The sequence below is a fragment of the Daejeonella sp. genome, from assembly GCF_049655485.1.
Lineage (GTDB): Bacteria > Bacteroidota > Bacteroidia > Sphingobacteriales > Sphingobacteriaceae > Daejeonella.
This window is the reverse complement of the sequence record NZ_JBASJU010000250.1, coordinates 1-18928: the sequence shown is the minus strand read 5'-3', so window position 1 is coordinate 18928 and position 18928 is coordinate 1. Positions and strand designations below refer to the sequence as shown.

At 41.2% G+C, this 18928-nt stretch carries 16 protein-coding genes and 3 tRNA genes; 13 read left to right on the top strand and 6 right to left on the bottom strand.

The features are described from left to right. On the bottom strand, window positions 1-373 hold a 373-nt coding region (locus WBJ10_RS10795; RefSeq protein WP_424290158.1), incomplete at its 3' end, for a DeoR/GlpR family DNA-binding transcription regulator. 468 nt (window positions 374-841) lie between these two features. Between WBJ10_RS10795 and WBJ10_RS10790 the strand changes: the two genes are divergently transcribed. The 5 genes from WBJ10_RS10790 (at window position 842) to WBJ10_RS10770 (ending at window position 8811) form a co-directional block, all read left to right on the top strand. Then, a complete protein-coding gene (locus WBJ10_RS10790; RefSeq protein ID WP_424290154.1) occupies window positions 842-3913 on the top strand; it encodes a SusC/RagA family TonB-linked outer membrane protein in 3072 nt (1023 codons plus the stop codon). A 14-nt stretch (window positions 3914-3927) separates the two neighbouring features. Further along, a complete protein-coding gene (locus WBJ10_RS10785; protein ID WP_424290152.1) occupies window positions 3928-5493 on the top strand; it encodes a RagB/SusD family nutrient uptake outer membrane protein in 1566 nt (521 codons plus the stop codon). A gap of 9 nt (window positions 5494-5502) precedes the next feature. Next, a complete protein-coding gene (locus tag WBJ10_RS10780) occupies window positions 5503-6273 on the top strand; it encodes a DUF4397 domain-containing protein (RefSeq protein WP_424290150.1) in 771 nt (256 codons plus the stop codon). A gap of 207 nt (window positions 6274-6480) precedes the next feature. After that, window positions 6481-7245, top strand: coding sequence for an N-acetylmuramoyl-L-alanine amidase (locus WBJ10_RS10775; RefSeq protein WP_424290148.1), 765 nt, complete (start codon window positions 6481-6483; stop codon window positions 7243-7245). A 24-nt stretch (window positions 7246-7269) separates the two neighbouring features. Next, complete coding sequence (locus WBJ10_RS10770) at window positions 7270-8811, top strand: glycoside hydrolase family 10 protein (protein WP_424290147.1); 1542 nt, start codon at window positions 7270-7272, stop codon at window positions 8809-8811. Between the two features lie 111 nt (window positions 8812-8922). Here WBJ10_RS10770 and WBJ10_RS10765 read toward each other — a convergent pair whose 3' ends face one another. Continuing rightward, the gene (locus WBJ10_RS10765) at window positions 8923-9537 is read right to left on the bottom strand and encodes a porin family protein (RefSeq protein WP_424290145.1); all 615 of its coding nucleotides are present in this window, start codon (window positions 9535-9537) and stop codon (window positions 8923-8925) included. Between the two features lie 141 nt (window positions 9538-9678). Here WBJ10_RS10765 and WBJ10_RS10760 point away from each other — a divergent pair, with 141 nt between their 5' ends. Next, on the top strand, window positions 9679-9894 hold the full coding sequence (locus WBJ10_RS10760; protein WP_424290143.1) for a hypothetical protein: 216 nt from the start codon (window positions 9679-9681) through the stop codon (window positions 9892-9894). Between the two features lie 96 nt (window positions 9895-9990). Further along, window positions 9991-11721 carry a S41 family peptidase gene (locus WBJ10_RS10755; protein ID WP_424290141.1) on the top strand — a complete coding sequence of 577 codons (1731 nt, stop codon included), beginning with the start codon at window positions 9991-9993 and terminating at the stop codon, window positions 11719-11721. A gap of 95 nt (window positions 11722-11816) precedes the next feature. Here the strand turns inward: WBJ10_RS10755 and WBJ10_RS10750 are convergent, their stop codons facing one another. Next, window positions 11817-13955, bottom strand: a complete 2139-nt coding sequence (locus tag WBJ10_RS10750) for a prolyl oligopeptidase family serine peptidase (RefSeq protein WP_424290139.1) — start codon at window positions 13953-13955, stop codon at window positions 11817-11819. A gap of 80 nt (window positions 13956-14035) precedes the next feature. Here WBJ10_RS10750 and WBJ10_RS10745 point away from each other — a divergent pair, with 80 nt between their 5' ends. The 4 genes from WBJ10_RS10745 (at window position 14036) to WBJ10_RS10730 (ending at window position 16456) form a co-directional block, all read left to right on the top strand. Further along, on the top strand, window positions 14036-14803 hold the full coding sequence (locus WBJ10_RS10745; protein ID WP_424290137.1) for a UDP-2,3-diacylglucosamine diphosphatase: 768 nt from the start codon (window positions 14036-14038) through the stop codon (window positions 14801-14803). 108 nt (window positions 14804-14911) lie between these two features. Beyond that, window positions 14912-15985 carry a peptide chain release factor 1 gene (prfA, locus tag WBJ10_RS10740; RefSeq protein WP_424290135.1) on the top strand — a complete coding sequence of 358 codons (1074 nt, stop codon included), beginning with the start codon at window positions 14912-14914 and terminating at the stop codon, window positions 15983-15985. A 174-nt stretch (window positions 15986-16159) separates the two neighbouring features. Beyond that, window positions 16160-16232 (top strand) — tRNA-Lys (locus WBJ10_RS10735). A 150-nt stretch (window positions 16233-16382) separates the two neighbouring features. Then, window positions 16383-16456: transfer RNA gene (locus WBJ10_RS10730), tRNA-Asp, on the top strand. 325 nt (window positions 16457-16781) lie between these two features. Here WBJ10_RS10730 and WBJ10_RS10725 read toward each other — a convergent pair. The 3 genes from WBJ10_RS10725 to WBJ10_RS10715 all read right to left on the bottom strand — a co-directional run bounded on the left by WBJ10_RS10725 (window position 16782) and on the right by WBJ10_RS10715 (window position 18374). Continuing rightward, window positions 16782-17282: a hypothetical protein gene (locus tag WBJ10_RS10725; protein ID WP_424290133.1), complete on the bottom strand. Its 501-nt coding sequence runs from the start codon at window positions 17280-17282 to the stop codon at window positions 16782-16784. Window positions 17283-17790: 508 nt separating this feature from the next. After that, window positions 17791-17949 (bottom strand): hypothetical protein, encoded by a 159-nt coding sequence (locus WBJ10_RS10720; RefSeq protein ID WP_424290131.1) that lies wholly within the window; start codon window positions 17947-17949, stop codon window positions 17791-17793. A gap of 194 nt (window positions 17950-18143) precedes the next feature. After that, window positions 18144-18374, bottom strand: coding sequence for a hypothetical protein (locus tag WBJ10_RS10715; RefSeq protein WP_424290129.1), 231 nt, complete (start codon window positions 18372-18374; stop codon window positions 18144-18146). 252 nt (window positions 18375-18626) lie between these two features. On the opposite strand from WBJ10_RS10715, the gene WBJ10_RS10710 reads away from it, so the two are divergent. Then, window positions 18627-18700: transfer RNA gene (locus WBJ10_RS10710), tRNA-Asp, on the top strand. Window positions 18701-18799: 99 nt separating this feature from the next. Then, on the top strand, window positions 18800-18928 hold a 129-nt coding region (locus tag WBJ10_RS10705), incomplete at its 3' end, for a glycosyltransferase (RefSeq protein WP_424290156.1).

Genomic DNA, 18928 nt, shown 5'->3' with positions numbered 1-18928 from the left:
ACGCTACCAAAGGGCTGATTGTGAAAAAGGTTGCTTCCAGGTCGTCAGGAACAAGCCTGGCCATTTCCAGCATTGTAGTTCCGCCTCCTGTGAGTACGGTCATTCCTTCTGAGATCAGACTTATCGCTTTACGGGCTATTTCTTTTTTAGCATCCTGGGCATATACATCCTTTTGCTCATAAGGAAAGTGAAAGGATTTAGACAATGCCCCTCCATGAACCTTTATCATTTTCCCGCTATCTGAAAGTTCGTTCAAGTCTCTCCTGACGGTATCTTCTGAAACCTGCAGCTGTAAACTGAGGTCGGAGGATAGGACCTTATTGTGCAAATTTATTTGACGAATTATAAAAGCATGACGCTCTTTTTTTAGCATTCCGGTAGTAATTATCTTCATCGTTAATGAAATCAAGCATACTAAATTTGCGGTTTTTTTCGGGAATGCAAAATTTTAGGTGATAATTTTATGGAACAAGACATAATGCAATACCTGAATTTAATCAAAACAGTCTAATCTGGTAGTAAAATTGCGAGATATTGCAGGATTTTATTTGTATAAAATAATACACTAACTAAACTTTAAATACTATGGCTTTGGTTTTAACAACAACCCTTCTATGTCTGTTAGAGTCCATTTATTTAAAAATGTAGATACTTCAATGCGTATAATTTACACTATGTATAATATACACTTATAATTAAATTTGCACGGATTTATTGATTTTTTTCTAATAAAAGTTGCGTAATTCTGCAATTAATCCAAACTTTAGTGTTTAAAATCTTTTAAACAAATCTGTGAAAGATGATTTTATAATCATCTAATCTTAAACTAATTATCTCAAGTATGAAAAAAACATTACTAATGTTGTTGGGGATATTTTTATTCGTAACCAGCGCTGTAGCTCAGGTGAAAACTGTTGCAGGGAAGGTTACTGATGAAGATGGTTTGCCCCTGCCTGGTGTTTCAATTTCAATTAAAGGTGAAACCACCGGGACATCAACTAAAGGCGATGGAACGTATTCCATTCGGGCCTCTGTCGGACAAATTCTTCAATTTCGGTTTATAGGCACCACCTCTCAGGACCGTACTGTCGGAGCTGAAAATGTTATCAATGTACAGTTACGTAATGATGCGACCGCGCTAAATGAGGTCGTAGTAACTGCCTTAGGCCAAACTACAACTCAGAGGTCTTTGGGTACGGCACAGCAAAGTGTGAAAGGTGCTGATATTGCCCAAACTCAAAGAGAAAATTTCATTAATGCCCTGCAGGGCAGAATAGCGGGTGTGGAAGTGAATAGTTCTTCAGGTGTACCAGGCGCTTCTTCATCTATAACTATCCGGGGAATCAGTTCAATCAGCGGAAGTAATCAACCCTTGATGATTATTGACGGTCTCCCAATGGACAATAAAACACTGAATACCGGAGTGTTAGCATCTGATGCCCCTGGTTCGCAAACAGCTTTTAATAATCGCGGGGTAGATTTCACTAATCGTTCTGCCGACTTGAATCCTGAAGATATAGAGAGTCTGGTAGTATTAAAAGGACCGGAAGCTGCTGCTTTATATGGTATCGATGCGGCCAATGGTGCGATAGTTATCACTACTAAACGGGGTAAACCAGGTACAGGTGGTATTGATTATAACAATAGCTTAAGAATAGAAAAGACAAGGGCAAAACCAGAAATTCAGCAGGTTTATGGACCGAGCGCTGTGGGAAGTACAACATTCTTATATTATGGAGATCCGTATGCTCCGGGCACTCAATTATATGATAATGTGGATGGGTTTTTCCAAACTGCATTAACACAGAAGCACAATCTCTCATTTAGTGGTGCTGCGCCCGATAATTCAATTAACTACAGACTTGCAACTTCTTACACGAACCAGGAAGGGGTTGTTCCTAACTCGTTATATGATAAGATCAATTTAACAGGAGCTTCACAAGCGCAAATCAAGCCTTGGCTGAAAGTGGATCTTTCTATGGGATATACTTATGCCAAAAACGACCAATCCTTTAAAGGCGTTGGGGGCCCGTTATTAGGTTTACTTGTTTGGCCACAGACAGATCAGGCAAGTGACTATCTTACACCAGCTGGTACCCGTCGGAGGCTAACCAATTTGGCTGCCGCTTCAGAGGTAGATAATCCGTATTTTAATATTGAGAAAAATATCATTACTTCAAAAAACAACAGAATTCTATCAAATTTAGGCTTGATATTCACGCCTTTTAAATGGGGAAATCTTCGTACAAATATTGGAGTCGATAATTACACTAACGAAAATCTTATTTTGCGTCATCCTGAAAGCGCATACGGAAATACCTATAACGGTGTAATTGACATTGCAAATGACAACACGCGGAATATTAGTTCTCAGACCATTTTTAATATCAACAGCCAGAATATCACTAAAAATATTACGATAAATGGTTTGCTTGGAAATGCAATTCAGGATCTGAGATCGAATACAGATGCTCTAAAAGGTCAGGATTTTTTGGAGCCGGATTTTGTATCTGTAAATAACACAAATTTACGTTTTAACCGCAGTACCTTGAGTCAGCGCCGACTTGTTAGCGCATTTGGAAGTGCAACTCTAGCATATAAGGAGTTACTTTATGTTACGGTAACAGGAAGAAATGACTGGACCTCCACTATTCCGGTGGATAAGAATTCATTCTTTTATCCATCCGTGTCAACAAGTTTTATTTTTTCCGACGCATTTCCTTCAATTGGCAAATTCATGACGGGTAAAATCCGGGCTGCTTATGCAGAAGTTGGAAAGGATGCAAGGCCTTATGCTTATCGCCCAGCACTAGAGTATAAAACTACTACAAACGGCGGATATGGCTACGGCTTTACGGGCCCTAACCTAGGTTTAAGACCTGAGTTTGCTACGTCCTATGAGATTGGAACCGAGCTCAGCTTCCTGGATAACAGGTTAGGATTAGATGCAACCGTTTATCGCAAGCAAACTAAGGATCAAATTGTTAATGATATCCGGGGCAGTTACGCCACGGGATATATTCTATTTAACCTAAATGGTGCCGAAACAAGGAACGAAGGTTTAGAGCTTACGCTAAGAGGAACCCCTGTTTTAAATCCTAATTTCTCATGGGATATATTGGCGAATTTTGAAAGCGCCAGAGGGAAGGTGTTAGCCCTACCGAATGCGTTGCCGGAATCCTATGTTTCTGATACTTGGTTATTCGGTAACGTTCGTAATGGAACTGCTCCAGGCCTTTCAACTCGATCGTTAACCGGCTTATTTTATTTAAAAAATAACCAGGGACAGTTATTAATTGACCCCACGACAGGCTTGCCTTTACGTTCCAATTTGTTTGTTGATGGTGGTTACGACCGTCAGCCTGATTTTTCAATAGGAGTTACTAACAGCTTTCGCTACAAGAAATTCTCCCTTAATTTTCTCTTTGATATCAGAAAAGGTGGAGATGTTCTAAATGCAACTGAGCAGTTTCTGACAGCCAGAGGTTTAAGCATGCGCACACTTGACCGGAATGAGCCAAGAGTTGTTGAAGGTGTGCTTAGAGATGGCAAGGAAAATTCTGCAACTCCTACTGCAAATAATATTGTGGTGGTTCCTAACGTTCAAAATAACTTCTATACAGGAATAAGTGAAGAGCTGTTCATTGAAAAAGATATCAACTGGGTGCGTCTAAGAGATGTAACCTTAGGTTATGTACTTCCAGACAAATTGCTGCAAAGGCAAAATTTTGTTAAGAAAGCAAGTGTTTTTGTAACTGGTACAGATTTGTTATTATTTACTAATTATTCAGGTCTGGACCCTATCGTGAACGGAAATTCAGCGGCAGTCGGTGGTTCAGGCGCAGCTGGAATTGACTTCGGAAATTTCCCTATTCCACAAGGAATTAATTTTGGTATAAGGATTGGATTATAATTAAGAGGAACAAGATGAAAAAAATATATGCAATAATACTAGTTGTTCTTATTTCGACAACTGGTTGTGAGAAGTATCTGGACGTAAATACGAATCCGAATGCTCCGCAGGAAGTAGCAGCAAACCTTTATCTGGCTCCTATGCTACACTGGATGGTTACTGCACCCCAATATGAGGGTCGTTTTATTGGGCGTTACACCCAAAATTGGACTTTACCTGGTACCTCGCTAAGCACTTGGGACCGAATGGGCTATGATCCGTCAAGTGATAATGCTGCCCAGCAATGGAGGGATGTGTACTGGACCCTTGGCCAAAATCTCGTTGATATGAATACCAAGGCAGAAGCTGAACAACGCTGGGATTTGCTTGGGGTTGGCCAAATTCTAAAAGCATGGGGTTGGCAGGTACTTACCGATACCCACGGAGAGATCATTGTTAAAGAAGCAATTGACCAGACTAAATTTACATTTAATTATGACAGTCAGGAATATGCTTACCAGGAGGTGCAGAAACTGCTGAATGCGGCCATTGCCAATTTGCAAAAAACAGATGGCGCAGTTAACCAGGGTTATTTAGCAAAAACCGATAAGATATACAATGGCGATCGCGCAAAATGGACTAAGCTTGCTTATGGCATGCTTGCTTTAAACCTCAATCACTATTCAAATAAAGCTTCTTATAAACCAGCAGATGTTATTGCGGCGGTGGACAAGTCATTTAGTAGTAATGCCGATGACGCTTTGTTATTTTATCCAGGCACCCAAAACGATGACATCAATTTTTGGGGGCGCACCAGAGGAAATATCACAAATTACAGACAAACACAATTTGCCCTTAACCTAATGAATGGCAATCAGTTTGGTGGTGTGGATGATCCGAGAAAAACCAGAATGCTGTCACCGTCACCTGATGGTCAGTACCGTGGCCTGGATGTAAATGTGGTTGCTTTCGGTGCATTGAATACTTTGCAGGCACCAAATAACTTTCATGGTTATCCTGGAACAGGAGGGCTTCAGTCGCCTGGCAGGTATATTTTTGATGATAAGGCAAGAATTCCATTAATGACCTACTCTCAGTTGCAGTTCATTAAGGCCGAAGCTGCATACAGAATGGGCAACAAAGCATTGGCTTTAACAGCTTACAGGAACGGAGTTTCGTCACATATTGATTTTGTGAATGCCAGAAACACTGACAATGGTCAGACTCCAACCCAGATTACGGCTGCCGAGAAAAATGCATTTTTGTCATCACCTGAAATCGTCCCAACAACTCCCGCTGGGTTAACTTTATCCCACATAATGTCGCAAAAATATATTGCACAATGGGGCTGGGGACATAACGAAACCTGGATGGATATGCGCAGATATAATTATACCGACATCGATCCGGCAAGTGGAAAACAGGTATTTCTGGGCTTCACTCCACCGACGAATTTATATGTAGATAATGGAGGAAAAGTTGTGCAAAGGATTCGTCCGCGTTATAACTCAGAATATGTTTGGAACAAAGCATCTCTTGATGCTATCGGCGGACTTGCTTTGGATTACCACACAAAACCATTATGGATTACTCAACCTTAATTATCAGATATGAAAAAATTAAAATATATTTTATTATTAGCTTGTATTACAGCATTATACTCTTGTGAGAAAAATGCTGTGCAGGATATAACCGGAGATGCACCTCAGGCACGGATCAAGTTCTTCAATTTCGGTGTAAGTTCTCCGGGAGTTAATTTCTATGCAAATGATACCAAGATGACAGCAATTAGCTCGACGACGGGAACTGAGTCAGTAACTGGTGTAATTTTCGGTGGCGTAGGTGCTGGTGGATTTTATTCTGCGATAATGCCAGGTCAGTATACTTTCAAAGGAAAAATCGCTGCAGCAACGGACAAAGATTTAGCGATATCATCTATTAATGGTACGATCGAGACCGGCAAGTACTATTCATTATTCCAGAGCGGTATTTACAATACGACAAGTAAATCTGTTGATGGATTTATACTTGAAGATCCTATACCCGCTGTTATCGATACAGGAAGAGCTTATGTTCGTTTTGTAAATGCAATTTCGAATGCAAATCCGATGATACTATATGCTAAAAACACTAACTCAACCGCGGAGGTAGCAATTGGAGCTGCAGTTGCATATAAAGGTGGAAGTGCATTTATTGCCGTACCTAACGGCGTTTACGACCTTAGTACTCGTTATGCAGGTTCAACAACAAATGTTATTACCAGAGCTGCTGTATCGTTTTCCAGGGGACGTATATACACTATCGGTGCCCGAGGTGATATTACGGTAACTGCCACCACCAATACTGCGAGACCAGCATTGGATAATACCCTCAACAGGTAGTTTTTATATTGCCCAAATGCGCTATGAAATTAAGGAAGCGTATTGAATGGCCTTTTTAAGATAACTTTGAAAGCGGTTAAGTAAATCCTGATTTACTTAACCGCTTTTTTTTCTGTTCTGCTCGAGTGCTTGCTCAGAACCAAATACAATCAAAGTTAAGGTTATAAATATTATTTAATCATAACTCTATGCCCAAAAGTGGTCCCCATGAAAACAAGAATTCTTCAAAGTTTAAGCTTACTTTGCCTCGGAACTTCATTAATTAGTTCTACTATCGACTTCCAACAGGATAATAATTTAGCCTTGCCCGATCCCCCTCTACGGCGCGCTGTAGTAGTCTGGCAACCTTCCCACCAGACCAATACAGGAGTAAACTTCAGCGAAGCAGCGGTTTGCAACGGAATAGTTGAGGCAGCTATGGCAGCAGGACCTCGTATGAAAGAGTATAAAGTCTGGAGCATGGGAAGGAAGAACCTACATCATGCGAATGTTGGCAGCAATACCATTATCGAACAAACTTCGGCAGTGATAAATGGCCAACTATCCGGATACGGGTGGGAACTAATGAAATCAAATAAGAAGGAGCCGGAGGTATTTATTTCTGTTCACAATAATGGAGGCACCAAACGCCATGCTATATGGGGTTTTATCCATGAAGGAGATAAATATGAAGCTGAAAATCGTGCGCTTGCCAGCCGATTGGTTAAAGCCATTAGTGCCGCAACAGGACTTGAAGACCGGGGTGTGCTTTTTGATAGTTCAACGGGTAGAAACGATTATAAATGTAAAACAAGCGGCAAGCTTGCTTTCTACAGCCTCGACGAAAATGTAAATAAGGCACCTTACCGGGTACTGCTTGAAGTGGGAGATAATGGTGTAAGTAAAGAATTTCTCGAAAACCCCGCTAATCAGAAAAAGTTAGGTGTGGCAATTAAGACTGCACTTGCAGAATGGATGGCAGAAAAGAACTAATGTTGAATCAAAGAATATACTGATATGATCAAAAAACTACTGCCTGTTATTACTGGCCTGGCTATTTTGTTGAATGCCTGTGTCACTGTAAAAACTGAAAAGACGGTTGCACCTGTACAGGATGGCCCAAAAGTACCATCCGAATTTCGTGCTGCCTGGGTAGCGACTGTCGGTAACAGCAGCTGGCCAAGTAAACCGGGCTTAAGTACACAACAGCAGCAGCAGGAAGCACTGGTTCTGCTTGATTATCTAAAGAAGCATAATTTCAATGCGGTTATTTTCCAGGTTCGTCCGCAGGCGGATGCATTGTATAAAAGCGATCTGGAGCCGTGGTCTTATTTTCTGACAGGGGAGATAGGTAAAGCGCCGGACCCTTATTATGATCCTTTGGAATTCTGGACAGCCTCGGCCCATGAACGCGGACTGGAACTGCACGTATGGTTGAATCCTTATCGTTCTCATCATACGTCGGGTGGCGCACTTTCTGAAAAGTCTTTTGTAAAGACTCACCCTGAGCTCTCCGTTTTTCTAAAAGAGGGATACTGGTGGATGAATCCTGCGAAAAAGGAAACTCAGGACCAAACGGTGTCTGTAGTGATGGATATTGTAAAACGATATGATATCGATGGCGTACATTTCGACGATTATTTTTATCCCTATCCTTCTTACAATAAGAATGAAGATTTCCCTGATGATAAAAGCTGGAAAGTATATCAAGACAATGGGGGTAAACTCTCTCGTGGCGACTGGCGGCGTGAGAGTGTAAACACGCTAATACAACGTCTATACAAGGAGATTAAAGCAGAAAAGAATTACGTGAAATTCGGTCTTAGCCCTTTTGGGATCTGGCGGCCGGGTTATCCTGAATCGATTCAAGGATTTGACCAATATGACCAGCTGTATGCTGATGCACGCCTCTGGCTAAATAAGGGCTGGATCGATTATTTTACACCTCAACTTTATTGGGATATCAACAGGATTCCGCAAAGTTTCCCGGTATTACTGGGATGGTGGTCGTCTGAAAATCTAATGAACCGACATCTATGGCCTGGAATAAGTGTATACAAAGGCGGAGGTGAAAAGAATAATGATGAAACTGTTAATCAGATCATGATTTCCCGCGGTATGCTACCAAAAAGTAAGGGGACAGTACACTGGAGTATTACTGCACTGGTAAAAAACGACAGCCTTTCAAAAGCGCTTTTGAATGGACCATACAAAAAGCCAGCTCTTGTTCCAGCCAGTCCCTGGCTGGATAATAAAGCTCCGGCAGCGCCATCGGCGAAAGCCTCCATTGCGGGCGATAATATCAATATCAGCTGGACCCATCCTGACGAGAACGATGTGTTCAGATGGGTGGTTCACTATAAGTATGGTAATAACTGGGATTATCGCGTGTTGAACGCTAAAGACAGAGGCCTGACATTGGAGCGCACTTTATTGGTTCCAACTACCCCACAGAATGCACCAGGAAGTAATTCAACAGCTCTTCCATTAAGCGGGGTGGTTTTAATAGCGGTTGACCGCACGGGGAATGAAAGTGTTCCCTTTAAACTTGATTTGTAGAGGTAAAAGGGGATTTAACCGTTTGCAGTTCCCCCTTAGCAATTTCCCGTTGCCAGGCTGGGTGGGCTAGACGCTTATCCTGGCAACGGGTAACTGGCAACAGGTAACTGATTACAGTAATTTAAATCCAAGACTCAAATGAAATAAATTCTGTTTTTGATTATACTCTTCGCTCCGGCTTATATTGCTTAAACCACCTTCATAACGCAGGTCGACCGTTAGGTTTCCAACATCCACACCTGCGCCTGCCTGGTATGCCCAGTTCTGTTTCTTGTAATTATCAAAATCACTAATGTTTTGATAAGCAGAATCGAACGTGGTGTTTTCATCAACTACAAACGAAGCAACGGGACCGGCCATAAAGCGTAGATTCAGTTTGCTGGGACCGATTTTAGTTCCTACCAGTAGAGGCAGGTCAAGTGTTGTAAATCTAACCTTACCACTCGCTTCAACCTGATTCCCGTTCGTGTCTTCAATCTTAATGAATTTGTTCCCCTTGCTACCCAGGTAAAGCTCGGGTTGGAGGTAAAGTCCGACAGCCCCTAAACGGGTAAAAATCCCAACATGGTAACCGGCAATACTTTCTTCATCAGTCAGATCATCCTTTGTTTCCAATTTAGAGAAGTTGGCACCCCCTTTAATTCCGAAAGCAAAATTAGGCAGTTGCGCCATCGCCGCAAGGCCTGTAGTAAACATCATGCAGGTTATTAGAATGACTTTCTTCATAATTCGCTATTTTAAATATGTACTCATGGTAAACGTAACAAATAGACGTTTATTCTTTAGAATAAGTTGCATGAACATCCAATCTTTAAAACATCTTGGCAATTGTCGGGATAAAACTTTAATTTTGTGCAAATTCACGCCATGGCAGAGATCAGTATCAGTAATACAGATTGGGAGCGTTTAAAACTAAAAGTTAAACGTAAATACAATCATTTGAGCGAGGAAGACCTCGCGTACCAGGAAGGCCAGGAGGAACAACTGATTACTCGTTTAATGACCAGAATTAAACGTAACAGGGAATATGTGGTTTTCACATTGAAAAAGGGAATGCTTCATTTAGAAACCAACAGGTTGTAATTCCTTTATTACAAATAGCTTATAAAAGTATTTCTGAGTCCTGCTTATACTAATAGCACTGGTTTTTCGTACATTTAAGTATCCTAAATTTATTGTATGAAGAATTCCTTGGACTCTAAACCGAAAAGCTCTGCGTTGAAGAGGAAAATCCTGATTGTGACTCTAGCTATCTCCCTCTTCTCCTTATCTTTCGTCGAGGATCTATTCCAGGTGTCTAAAAACCTTGAGATCTTTGCCTCGGTATACAAGAACTTAAGTATTAATTACGTCGACGATGTTAATTCATCTGAAATGATGAAGACAGGGATTGACGCCATGCTTAATGATCTCGATCCCTATACTGAATATATTCCTGAGTCTGATATTGAAGATTATAAACTTAAATATGTAAGTACACAATACGGTGGGATTGGTGCAACTATTTCCAACCGCGGCGGTAAGGTTCTGGTAGCCGAACCCTATGAGGGTTTCCCTGCGCAAAAAGCTGGTGTTCGTGCTGGCGATGAAATATTAGAAATTAACGGGGTTCCATTGAAAGGAAAGGCAAATGAACAAGTAAGTTCTATGCTTAAAGGTTCGAAAGGTACACCCGTCAAGCTCTTGATTTTAAGACCAGGCACGGAAAAACAAATGGAGATCAATCTTCAGAGAGAAGAGATCAGACAGGATAATGTGCCATATTACGGGATGCTTGAGGGAAATGTAGGTTATATTAAACTGGATAAGTTTCTGGAGAATTCAGGTCAGGAAGTTAAGAATGCCCTTCTCGATCTTAAAAAGGATGAACTGAAAGGGCTTGTTCTCGATTTGAGATACAATGGCGGCGGGATCCTTCAGGAGGCCGTCAAAATTGTGAATCTCTTTGTAGATAAAGGTGTCACCGTAGTTATTCAGAAAGGTAGAAATAGCGAAAAGTCGATTACTTACACAACTAACAACAATCCGGAAGAGCCGAACCTTCCTTTAGTAGTGTTGGTTAATAACCGGGCTGCGTCTGCTTCAGAAATAGTTGCTGGCTCATTGCAGGATCTTGACCGCGCAGTGGTGGTTGGTCAGAGAAGTTTTGGTAAAGGCTTAGTTCAGCAAACATTTAATCTACCCTACAATAGTCTGGTGAAAGTAACGGTTGCCAAGTATTACACTCCTTCAGGAAGATGTATCCAGGCTCTTGACTATACTCATCGCGACAGCGAAGGCAGCGTGGTTAAAGTTGCTGATTCATTAATTACAGAATATAAGACTAAAGCCGGAAGATCGGTTTACGATGGAAGCGGCATTTACCCGGACGTATTTGTAAAACCGTTGAGATACAATTTGATCACTCAAACCCTCGCTTCTAAGTACCACATTTTTGATTACGCTACTTTGTACCGCAACGAGCGTGAATCCATTCCAGATGCAAAAAGCTTTAAGCTTACAGATGCTGAATACGCAAAATTCGTGTCGTATTTGTCCACACGTGATTATAATTATAACACCCGCACTGAACGTATCTTAAATGATTTACGTGATGAAGCTGAACGGGAAAGCAAATTGACTGATATCAAAACCGAGTACGATGCATTAAGGATAAAGGTATCCAGCAGCAAGAAAAATGACCTCGCTCAATTTAAAGATGAGATCAGAAAAGTACTTGAAGCAGAGATCGTTTCCCGGTATTTCTTTGAAAAAGGCAGACTTGAACAGGGATTTAAATACGATACAGACCTAAGCGAATCTCTTAAAATACTTGGAAATAAAACCGTTTTGGCTTCCATACTTAACGGTGAAGGAACTTACAAATCTATTGGCAAGCCTGGTAATGAGTTTTCGGCTAAGTTGAATTAGCAAATTCGGAAATTAGCAGATTTGGAAATTAGCAAATGGGATGGACTGTCAACTCATTTGCTAACTCAAATTACCTCATTCTCTAATTCTCTAATTTACGGTTTCCAGGTTAACCCCATATTGTACAGCATAAACGCCCACTTATCTACCTGCTCTTCAATAACCTTGGCTGTTGGCTTTCCAGCCCCATGGCCTGCTTTAGTTTCGATACGAATCAGAGCAGGGCTCTCTCCTTTATGAAATTCCTGTAGACGGGCGGCAAATTTAAATGAATGTGCTGGAACTACACGATCGTCATGATCAGCTGTTGTGATTAGGGTAGCTGGATAAGATACGCCGGGTTTTAAGGCGTGGTATGGCGAATACTTAAGCATATACTCAAACATTTCTTTCGACTCCTCTGCTGTACCATAATCATAAGCCCATCCTGCTCCGGCAGTAAACTTATTGTAGCGAAGCATATCCAATACGCCCACCGCAGGCAGAACCACTTTAAACAGCTCTGGCCTTTGACTCATAACTGCAGCAACTAACAGTCCCCCGTTTGATCCTCCCGATATGGCCAGGTAATCACTTGAAGTATATTTATTGCTGATCAGGTATTCTGCAGCAGCAATAAAATCGTCAAAAACATTCTGTTTGTTCATTTTCGTACCTGCCAAATGCCATTTTTCACCATATTCGCCGCCTCCGCGGATATTAGGCACTGCATAAACTCCGCCCTGTTCTAATAAAACGATGTTTGAAGTACTGAAGGCCGGGGTAAGGCTGACGCTGAATCCGCCATAACCGTATAACAGGGTCGGGTTTTTACCATTCAGCTCGATTCCTTTTTTGTGGGTAATTATCATCGGGATCTTAGTGCCATCTTTGGATTTATAAAAAACCTGCTTTGACACGTATAAGGATGGATCAAAGGATACCCCGGATTTCTTGTATTCTATCGACTGACCTGTGGCGATGATATATTTAAAGATGGTTGGGGGATAGATATAAGAGGTGAATGTGTAGTACAATTCTTTTTCTGCTTTTTTCGCACTAAATCCACTTGCTGAACCAACTCCGGGTAGCGTCACTGTGCGCTCCAGGTTTCCCTTCATGTCATACTGCATCACAAGGGATGTAGCATCTTTCAGATAATTAGCGAAGATCTTTCCTCCGGCCGTGCTCACGTTTAAAACGTTTTCCGTTTCCGGGATAAGATCCTTCCAGTTCTCTGGCGAAGGGTTTGATGCATCCACAGTTACGACTCTGTAATTTGGTGCATTCAAGTTGGTATAGATGTACAATTTGCTATCTATATTATCAATTACATAATGCTCACTGTCGAAATTGCTTACTACGTTCATTATCGGACTGCCTGGTTTAGAAAGATCCTGCAGGTAGAGTTCATTCCCCGTAGTGGAGTTGGCAGCAGTAATAACCAGGAAACGATCATCCTCAGTTACATTTCCTCCAATATATCGCCTTGGTGTCTTATCGCCTCCAAAAACAAGGATATCTTCCGACTGCTTTGTCCCCACACGGTGGAAAAAAAGTTTATGATATTGCGTCAAGCCGGAGAGCTGGCTCCCTTCTTTAGGTTTATCGTAACTGCTATAATAAAAACCTTCTTGACCTTTCCAGGACAAGCCTGAAAACTTAACATCCGTCATCGTATCACCGGTTTGTTTAAGATCGCTGGTATTTAATACAATCACTTTGCGCCAGTCTGAACCTCCCTCCGAAATCTGGTAAGCAGCCATACTTCCATCTTTGGTAAATTCGATTCCTGCCAATGAGGTGGTCGCGTCGGTCGAAAACTTGTTAGGATCAAGGAAAACTACAGGCGTGCCTTTATCTTTCTGTCTGTAAAGCACATATTGATTCTGGAGACCGTCGTTTTTATAGAAATAGGTATAAGCACCTTCTTTGAACGGCGCTGTATACTTCTCATAGTTCCACAGCGTTTCGAGCCTGCTTTTTATTTCATCCCGAAAAGGGATTTTTCCTAAGTAATTTTGTGTGACTCTGTTTTGCGCTTCAACCCAGGTTTTGGTGTTTTCTGCGCGGTCATCTTCCAACCAGCGATAAGGATCTTTAATAACCGTTCCGAAATAGGTGTCGGAGACCTCGGTTTTATCTGTTTTAGGATAATTCATTGTATTAAGATTCGGGCTTGTATGCTGTGCGGCAGCCATCTGGCCGCTGATCAAAGCAATACTTAAGAGAGAGAAAGTTAGAGTGGATTTCATACCAAATTGCTTAATATTTTCTAAAATTAAGAAAAGACCTTGAGAAAGGGGGAATATAAAAATTATGTACTTTTGGACTCATGCCCGGAACCAAAATTTACTTTGCATCTGATTTTCACCTTGGGGTTCCTGATAACATAAGCAGCCGGGAGCGGGAAGACCGCATCGTGAGATGGTTGGATATGATAAAGTCGGACGCTGCAGAGATTTTTCTTGTCGGGGATGTATTCGACTTTTGGTTTGAGTATACCACAGTAATTCCCCGCGGTTTTATCCGTTTCCAGGGTAAACTTGCCGAGCTGAGTGATTCAGGGATAAAAATAACTTTATTTAAAGGCAACCACGATATGTGGATGTTCGATTATTTTGGAATGGAGCTGGGTATCGACATAATATCTGATGAGCTTATCCTGGAGAGAAATGGGAAGAAGTTTTACCTCCATCATGGCGATGGCCTTGGCCCGGGAGATCATAAGTATAAACTTTTAAAGAAAGTTTTCCGAAGCAAATTATGCCAGTGGCTTTTTGCGCGCCTGCACCCAAATTTTGGTATTGGCATTGCACAGAGCTGGTCTAAGGACAGCCGGGCGAAGAATGAAAAACTGGAAAGTCTGGAAGACGTGGAAAAGGAATGGCTCTACATTTATTCCCGAGACCTGCTTAAGCAGGAGTATTATGATTTCCTGATCTTTGGTCACCGGCATCTTCCTCTGGATTTACCTTTAGGTACCAGCCGTTACATCAACCTGGGTGAGTGGGTCCACTTTAGCTCGTATGCGGTTTTTGATGGAGAATCATTGGAATTAAAGTATTTCGAACCCGCATCTGACCCAGCCTGTTCGTCATAGAATATTCCTGTTCTTTCCGGGTCTATTTAATTATATTAAAAAGCCGTATTTTTGTAAAATATTTAGCAAAGCCCGTTCTCCGGGATCTTTGCAATCCGAATCAATAAGATGTTAGACAAATTAGAATTAATAAAGGAGCGCTGGCAGGATGTCGAGCGGGAACTTAGTAACCCAGCTATCATGGGGGATATGAAACGCTTTGCCCAGCTCAATAAAGAATATAAGGATCTTACCAAAATTGTGGATGAGTATAAGGTCTACGGTAATGTCATGAGTAATATCGATGCTAACAAAGCGCTTCTTTCAAACGAAAAGGATGAAGAAATGCGTGAGATGGCTAAAATGGAGCTTGAAGAGCTTATTCCGCAACAGGAAGAGCTTGAGGAAAAGATACGGATGATGCTTATTCCGCAGGATCCTGAAGATGGTAAGAATGCGATTGTTGAAATCCGCGGCGGTACAGGTGGCGATGAAGCGGCGATCTTTGCCGGCGATCTTTACCGGATGTATACGCGTTTTTGCGAGCGTAAGGGCTGGAGAATGGAAGTGGTTGATGTGACCGAAGGCACAGCAGGCGGTTATAAAGAAGTGGTATTTAATGTAAACGGTGAAGATGCATACGGGCAGTTAAAATATGAGTCAGGTGTTCATCGCGTACAGCGTGTGCCTGATACCGAAACTGCAGGGCGTGTACATACTTCGGCAGCTTCTGTGGTAGTTCTTCCCGAAGCAGACGAATTTGATGTACAGATAAGCATGAATGATGTCCGGAAAGATCTTTTCTGTTCTTCAGGTCCGGGCGGACAGTCGGTTAATACCACATATTCAGCAGTGCGTTTAACTCACCTTCCTACGGGTATTGTTGCACAATGCCAGGATCAGAAATCTCAATTGAAGAATTTCGATAAAGCGTTCGCTGTTTTAAGAAGCCGTGTTTATGAACTTGAGCATGCAAAAATGCTTGAGGAGACTTCCAAAAAACGCAAGACGATGGTTGCAACCGGCGACCGCTCAGCGAAAATAAGAACATATAATTATCCCCAGGGAAGGGTTACTGAGCACCGCATCGGTTTAACCATATACAATTTACCCAATGTAATGAATGGCGATATACAGGAAATTATCGACCAATTGCAACTGGCAGAGAACGCAGAAAAGATGAAAGAGGGCTCCTTTGCCTGATTTCTGCAGGGTTTTTTGTAGAGGGAGAGGGTCAATAACTAATGTTTTTAATTGAATATTAGGCGGTTAAGAACTATCTCTAAATTAACCTTTTTATTATTTGCACTGTAAGGGTTATTGCCGTATATTTGCCTCACTTTTAAGAAAAACGATCTCGAAAGTAGTTCTAATAATGATTCCGTAGCTCAGCTGGTAGAGCATTACACTTTTAATGTAGTGGTCCTGGGTTCGAATCCCAGCGGGATCACAAAAATGTGCGAAGCACGAAATAGAAATTCTCTGGGATGAGAAGTTTACCCCGTTGGAAAACGGGGAATCCCAGCGGGATCACAAAAAAAATTGTATCTTTCCTGAATAATTCAGGTTTAGCCTTAAAGGCAGATATTGAAAGAGAAACGGACCGGTAGTTCAGTTGGTTAGAATGCCGCCCTGTCACGGCGGAGGTCGCGGGTTCGAGTCCCGTCCGGTCCGCAATAAAGCCCCCAAACGTAAGGTTCTGGGGGTTTTTTGTTTAATGGCTATTTTTTTAGCTTACTCAACATTCTCACTTTTCGCTAAACGCACATAAATCTACTATAGCTATTTATAGTATTGCAGCTTTTGATGTGACGTCATTTGTAATGGATTGAGGTTAGTGATTACCTTGCAATTTGAGTTTACTCGTCAACCTCATAATTCTTTGACTATGGTTTGCTATATGCTAAATCCGGAGGATAGGAGTATATTTTTTTCTACATACAGTATAATTTTGGCAAAAAACTAACCCACTTGCTAAAGTTGAAATAAAAGCGTGGCTTTACAAAGCATCCACAACATAAGTTACTTCTAAAGCATAAGTACCCGGATCAACAGCAAAGCCAGGGATCATTTTGTATCTCAACGTGAATGTATTTCCGCTCACAGCCGGAGCGCCCCTCGCACCGGTTTTAGCTACAATCGGCGCAGATGTGGTATTAGTAGTGTTAGCGAAAACGGTCCAGGAGGTCACGGTACTGCCGGTCCCATTAATTACACCCCAGGAAACATTGAGTGGGTGTATAGGCGCTGTGATAGTCGGGGGGCCGCCAGCAAGTGGTATGCCCACGATATTGGTAATAGAAATAGTTAATTTCCATGGCCGGTTAGATTTTATAGCAAAATTGACCGCATCAGAGATAATGCCATTCTCGATGTCACTTTCAGTAGTAAAAGGTGCCAAAGTTGGTGTTCCAGTAACTGTAAAACTAATCTGAGAATTAATCGAAGCACCTAGTGGAGTGACAATAGTTTGTGCCTGAGCAATAAAAGTAAAACTCATAAATACTATTATTGCTAGAGCAATGAAACATTTTTTCATGAAAAAAAATTCTTATATAACCTAACACATATAGGAAGACATGAATTGTATCTCCGAAGTTTGATCTGCTTATACATCCGGCAGTGTTTTTATAATGTTACCACAAACTTAGTCTCACAATTCATGGTAATCTATGACTTGTGGCACATAAAAAAATGATGAATGGCACAATAAAAGACTAATTTATCTTTTATTGTTTCAACATCAACGTGGATCAAGTGGTCAGCTGCACCTGTACCCTCGTGACATACGTAGAATGGTTTTTCCGTTATGTCTTTTAGGAATTGAACAATCTGTTTCTAGTGATATAAGGGCAGCTTTTGCCCTTGATTATGAAGCGTCTGCTCTTTCAATAAGCCAGCGATACTATTGAGGCGGTACTTTGCCTCAAGGAAATAGATATAAACTCAGGCTTTAAAAGAACTGTTAGCCTCGCCAGCTTAGTATCTTCTCAGAGGATGGATTCAGATCATTTTTTGCCAGCCTTCGACGATTTACTGCCAACAGCAGTGGACACTGCAGCGAGAATTGAGCTGGCAGTAAATTTAGCCGGAAACGCTTTGCTTGATTCCAACTCTCTAATGATTTCTGTAATCTCTTCTGTAAAATTTTCTTCTAATTGTTCCATTTACTTGTGTTTTAGGGTGTGAAGGTTTACAAGACAGAAGTACAAGGTCAAGCCTTCGCAAGCTTTAAAGGCTGCGTATACTCCAAGAAAGAGCATAGAACTTTGTCATTGTTTCTTCAAATTTGCACACTTCAGTCTGCGGGAATAACTAAAACAACAACTTGGGAACAACTTGGTCAGACCTGAGGATCGATCTATTCTCCGGGAAAGAATTTATTAAGCAAGTGCTTTTTTAGATAGCTAGATGGGCCAGTCTCTCCAATTCTATCTAATATTGTTTGGACTTTCTTTAATGCCATTAGATAAGTCGAATCGTTGAGGGTTAAGCCTTTTTTTGTTTCAATGTATTTAAAGTATCTCTTTATCGTATTGCCTTTTAAGCCTGTTAGTTCACCTAGAGAGTCATAATAAGCTACTTCGTTCATAGTCTTACTCTGTCCGAGTTTTGTGAATCCCAATAGTGTGGCTCAATAAATTCATTAGTAGAAATCACAATCTGCTTTTGGGATTCTATCCTCATATAGAGAAGTATAAGAGACAGTCCCTTCTTGTTCGGTCTAAGTAGGTAATAGTTAGTTGTTGCCATATAGCCTTAAACTTCCCAACAACATTTCACGTTGGCCGCTAGCTTACAGAATAACTTACATTCAAACTATCATTTTTAAGTCCTACACTACGGACCGGTAGTTCAGTTGGTTAGAATGCCGCCCTGTCACGGCGGAGGTCGCGGGTTCGAGTCCCGTCCGGACCGCAAAAAGGCTCTCAGAGAAATCTGAGAGCCTTTTTTGTTTTGGTAGTAAAACTTTTTTAATAATTTCTATTTATAACAATTTAATTTATATTTTATGTAATGTTAGTAACTGTTATCATTCACAATTACAATCATTCGATTTTCTTAAAGCAAAGAATAGAATCTGTTTTAAATCAAACTTTTCAAAGCTTTGAAATTATTATTCTGGATGATTGCTCACCTGATAAC

What these genes read in the sequence shown, in the direction of transcription:
- WBJ10_RS10775 (WP_424290148.1), top strand. Translation starts at nt 6,481, where the DNA reads ATGAAAACAAGAATTCTTCAAAGTTTAAGCTTACTTTGCCTCGGAACT.
- WBJ10_RS10785 (WP_424290152.1), top strand. Translation starts at nt 3,928, where the DNA reads ATGAAAAAAATATATGCAATAATACTAGTTGTTCTTATTTCGACAACT.
- prfA (WP_424290135.1), top strand. Translation starts at nt 14,912, where the DNA reads ATGTTAGACAAATTAGAATTAATAAAGGAGCGCTGGCAGGATGTCGAG.
- WBJ10_RS10745 (WP_424290137.1), top strand. Translation starts at nt 14,036, where the DNA reads ATGCCCGGAACCAAAATTTACTTTGCATCTGATTTTCACCTTGGGGTT.
- WBJ10_RS10750 (WP_424290139.1), bottom strand. Translation starts at nt 13,955, where the DNA reads ATGAAATCCACTCTAACTTTCTCTCTCTTAAGTATTGCTTTGATCAGC.
- WBJ10_RS10765 (WP_424290145.1), bottom strand. Translation starts at nt 9,537, where the DNA reads ATGAAGAAAGTCATTCTAATAACCTGCATGATGTTTACTACAGGCCTT.
- WBJ10_RS10760 (WP_424290143.1), top strand. Translation starts at nt 9,679, where the DNA reads ATGGCAGAGATCAGTATCAGTAATACAGATTGGGAGCGTTTAAAACTA.
- WBJ10_RS10770 (WP_424290147.1), top strand. Translation starts at nt 7,270, where the DNA reads ATGATCAAAAAACTACTGCCTGTTATTACTGGCCTGGCTATTTTGTTG.
- WBJ10_RS10725 (WP_424290133.1), bottom strand. Translation starts at nt 17,282, where the DNA reads ATGAGTTTTACTTTTATTGCTCAGGCACAAACTATTGTCACTCCACTA.
- WBJ10_RS10780 (WP_424290150.1), top strand. Translation starts at nt 5,503, where the DNA reads ATGAAAAAATTAAAATATATTTTATTATTAGCTTGTATTACAGCATTA.
- WBJ10_RS10720 (WP_424290131.1), bottom strand. Translation starts at nt 17,949, where the DNA reads ATGGAACAATTAGAAGAAAATTTTACAGAAGAGATTACAGAAATCATT.
- WBJ10_RS10715 (WP_424290129.1), bottom strand. Translation starts at nt 18,374, where the DNA reads ATGAACGAAGTAGCTTATTATGACTCTCTAGGTGAACTAACAGGCTTA.
- WBJ10_RS10755 (WP_424290141.1), top strand. Translation starts at nt 9,991, where the DNA reads ATGAAGAATTCCTTGGACTCTAAACCGAAAAGCTCTGCGTTGAAGAGG.
- WBJ10_RS10790 (WP_424290154.1), top strand. Translation starts at nt 842, where the DNA reads ATGAAAAAAACATTACTAATGTTGTTGGGGATATTTTTATTCGTAACC.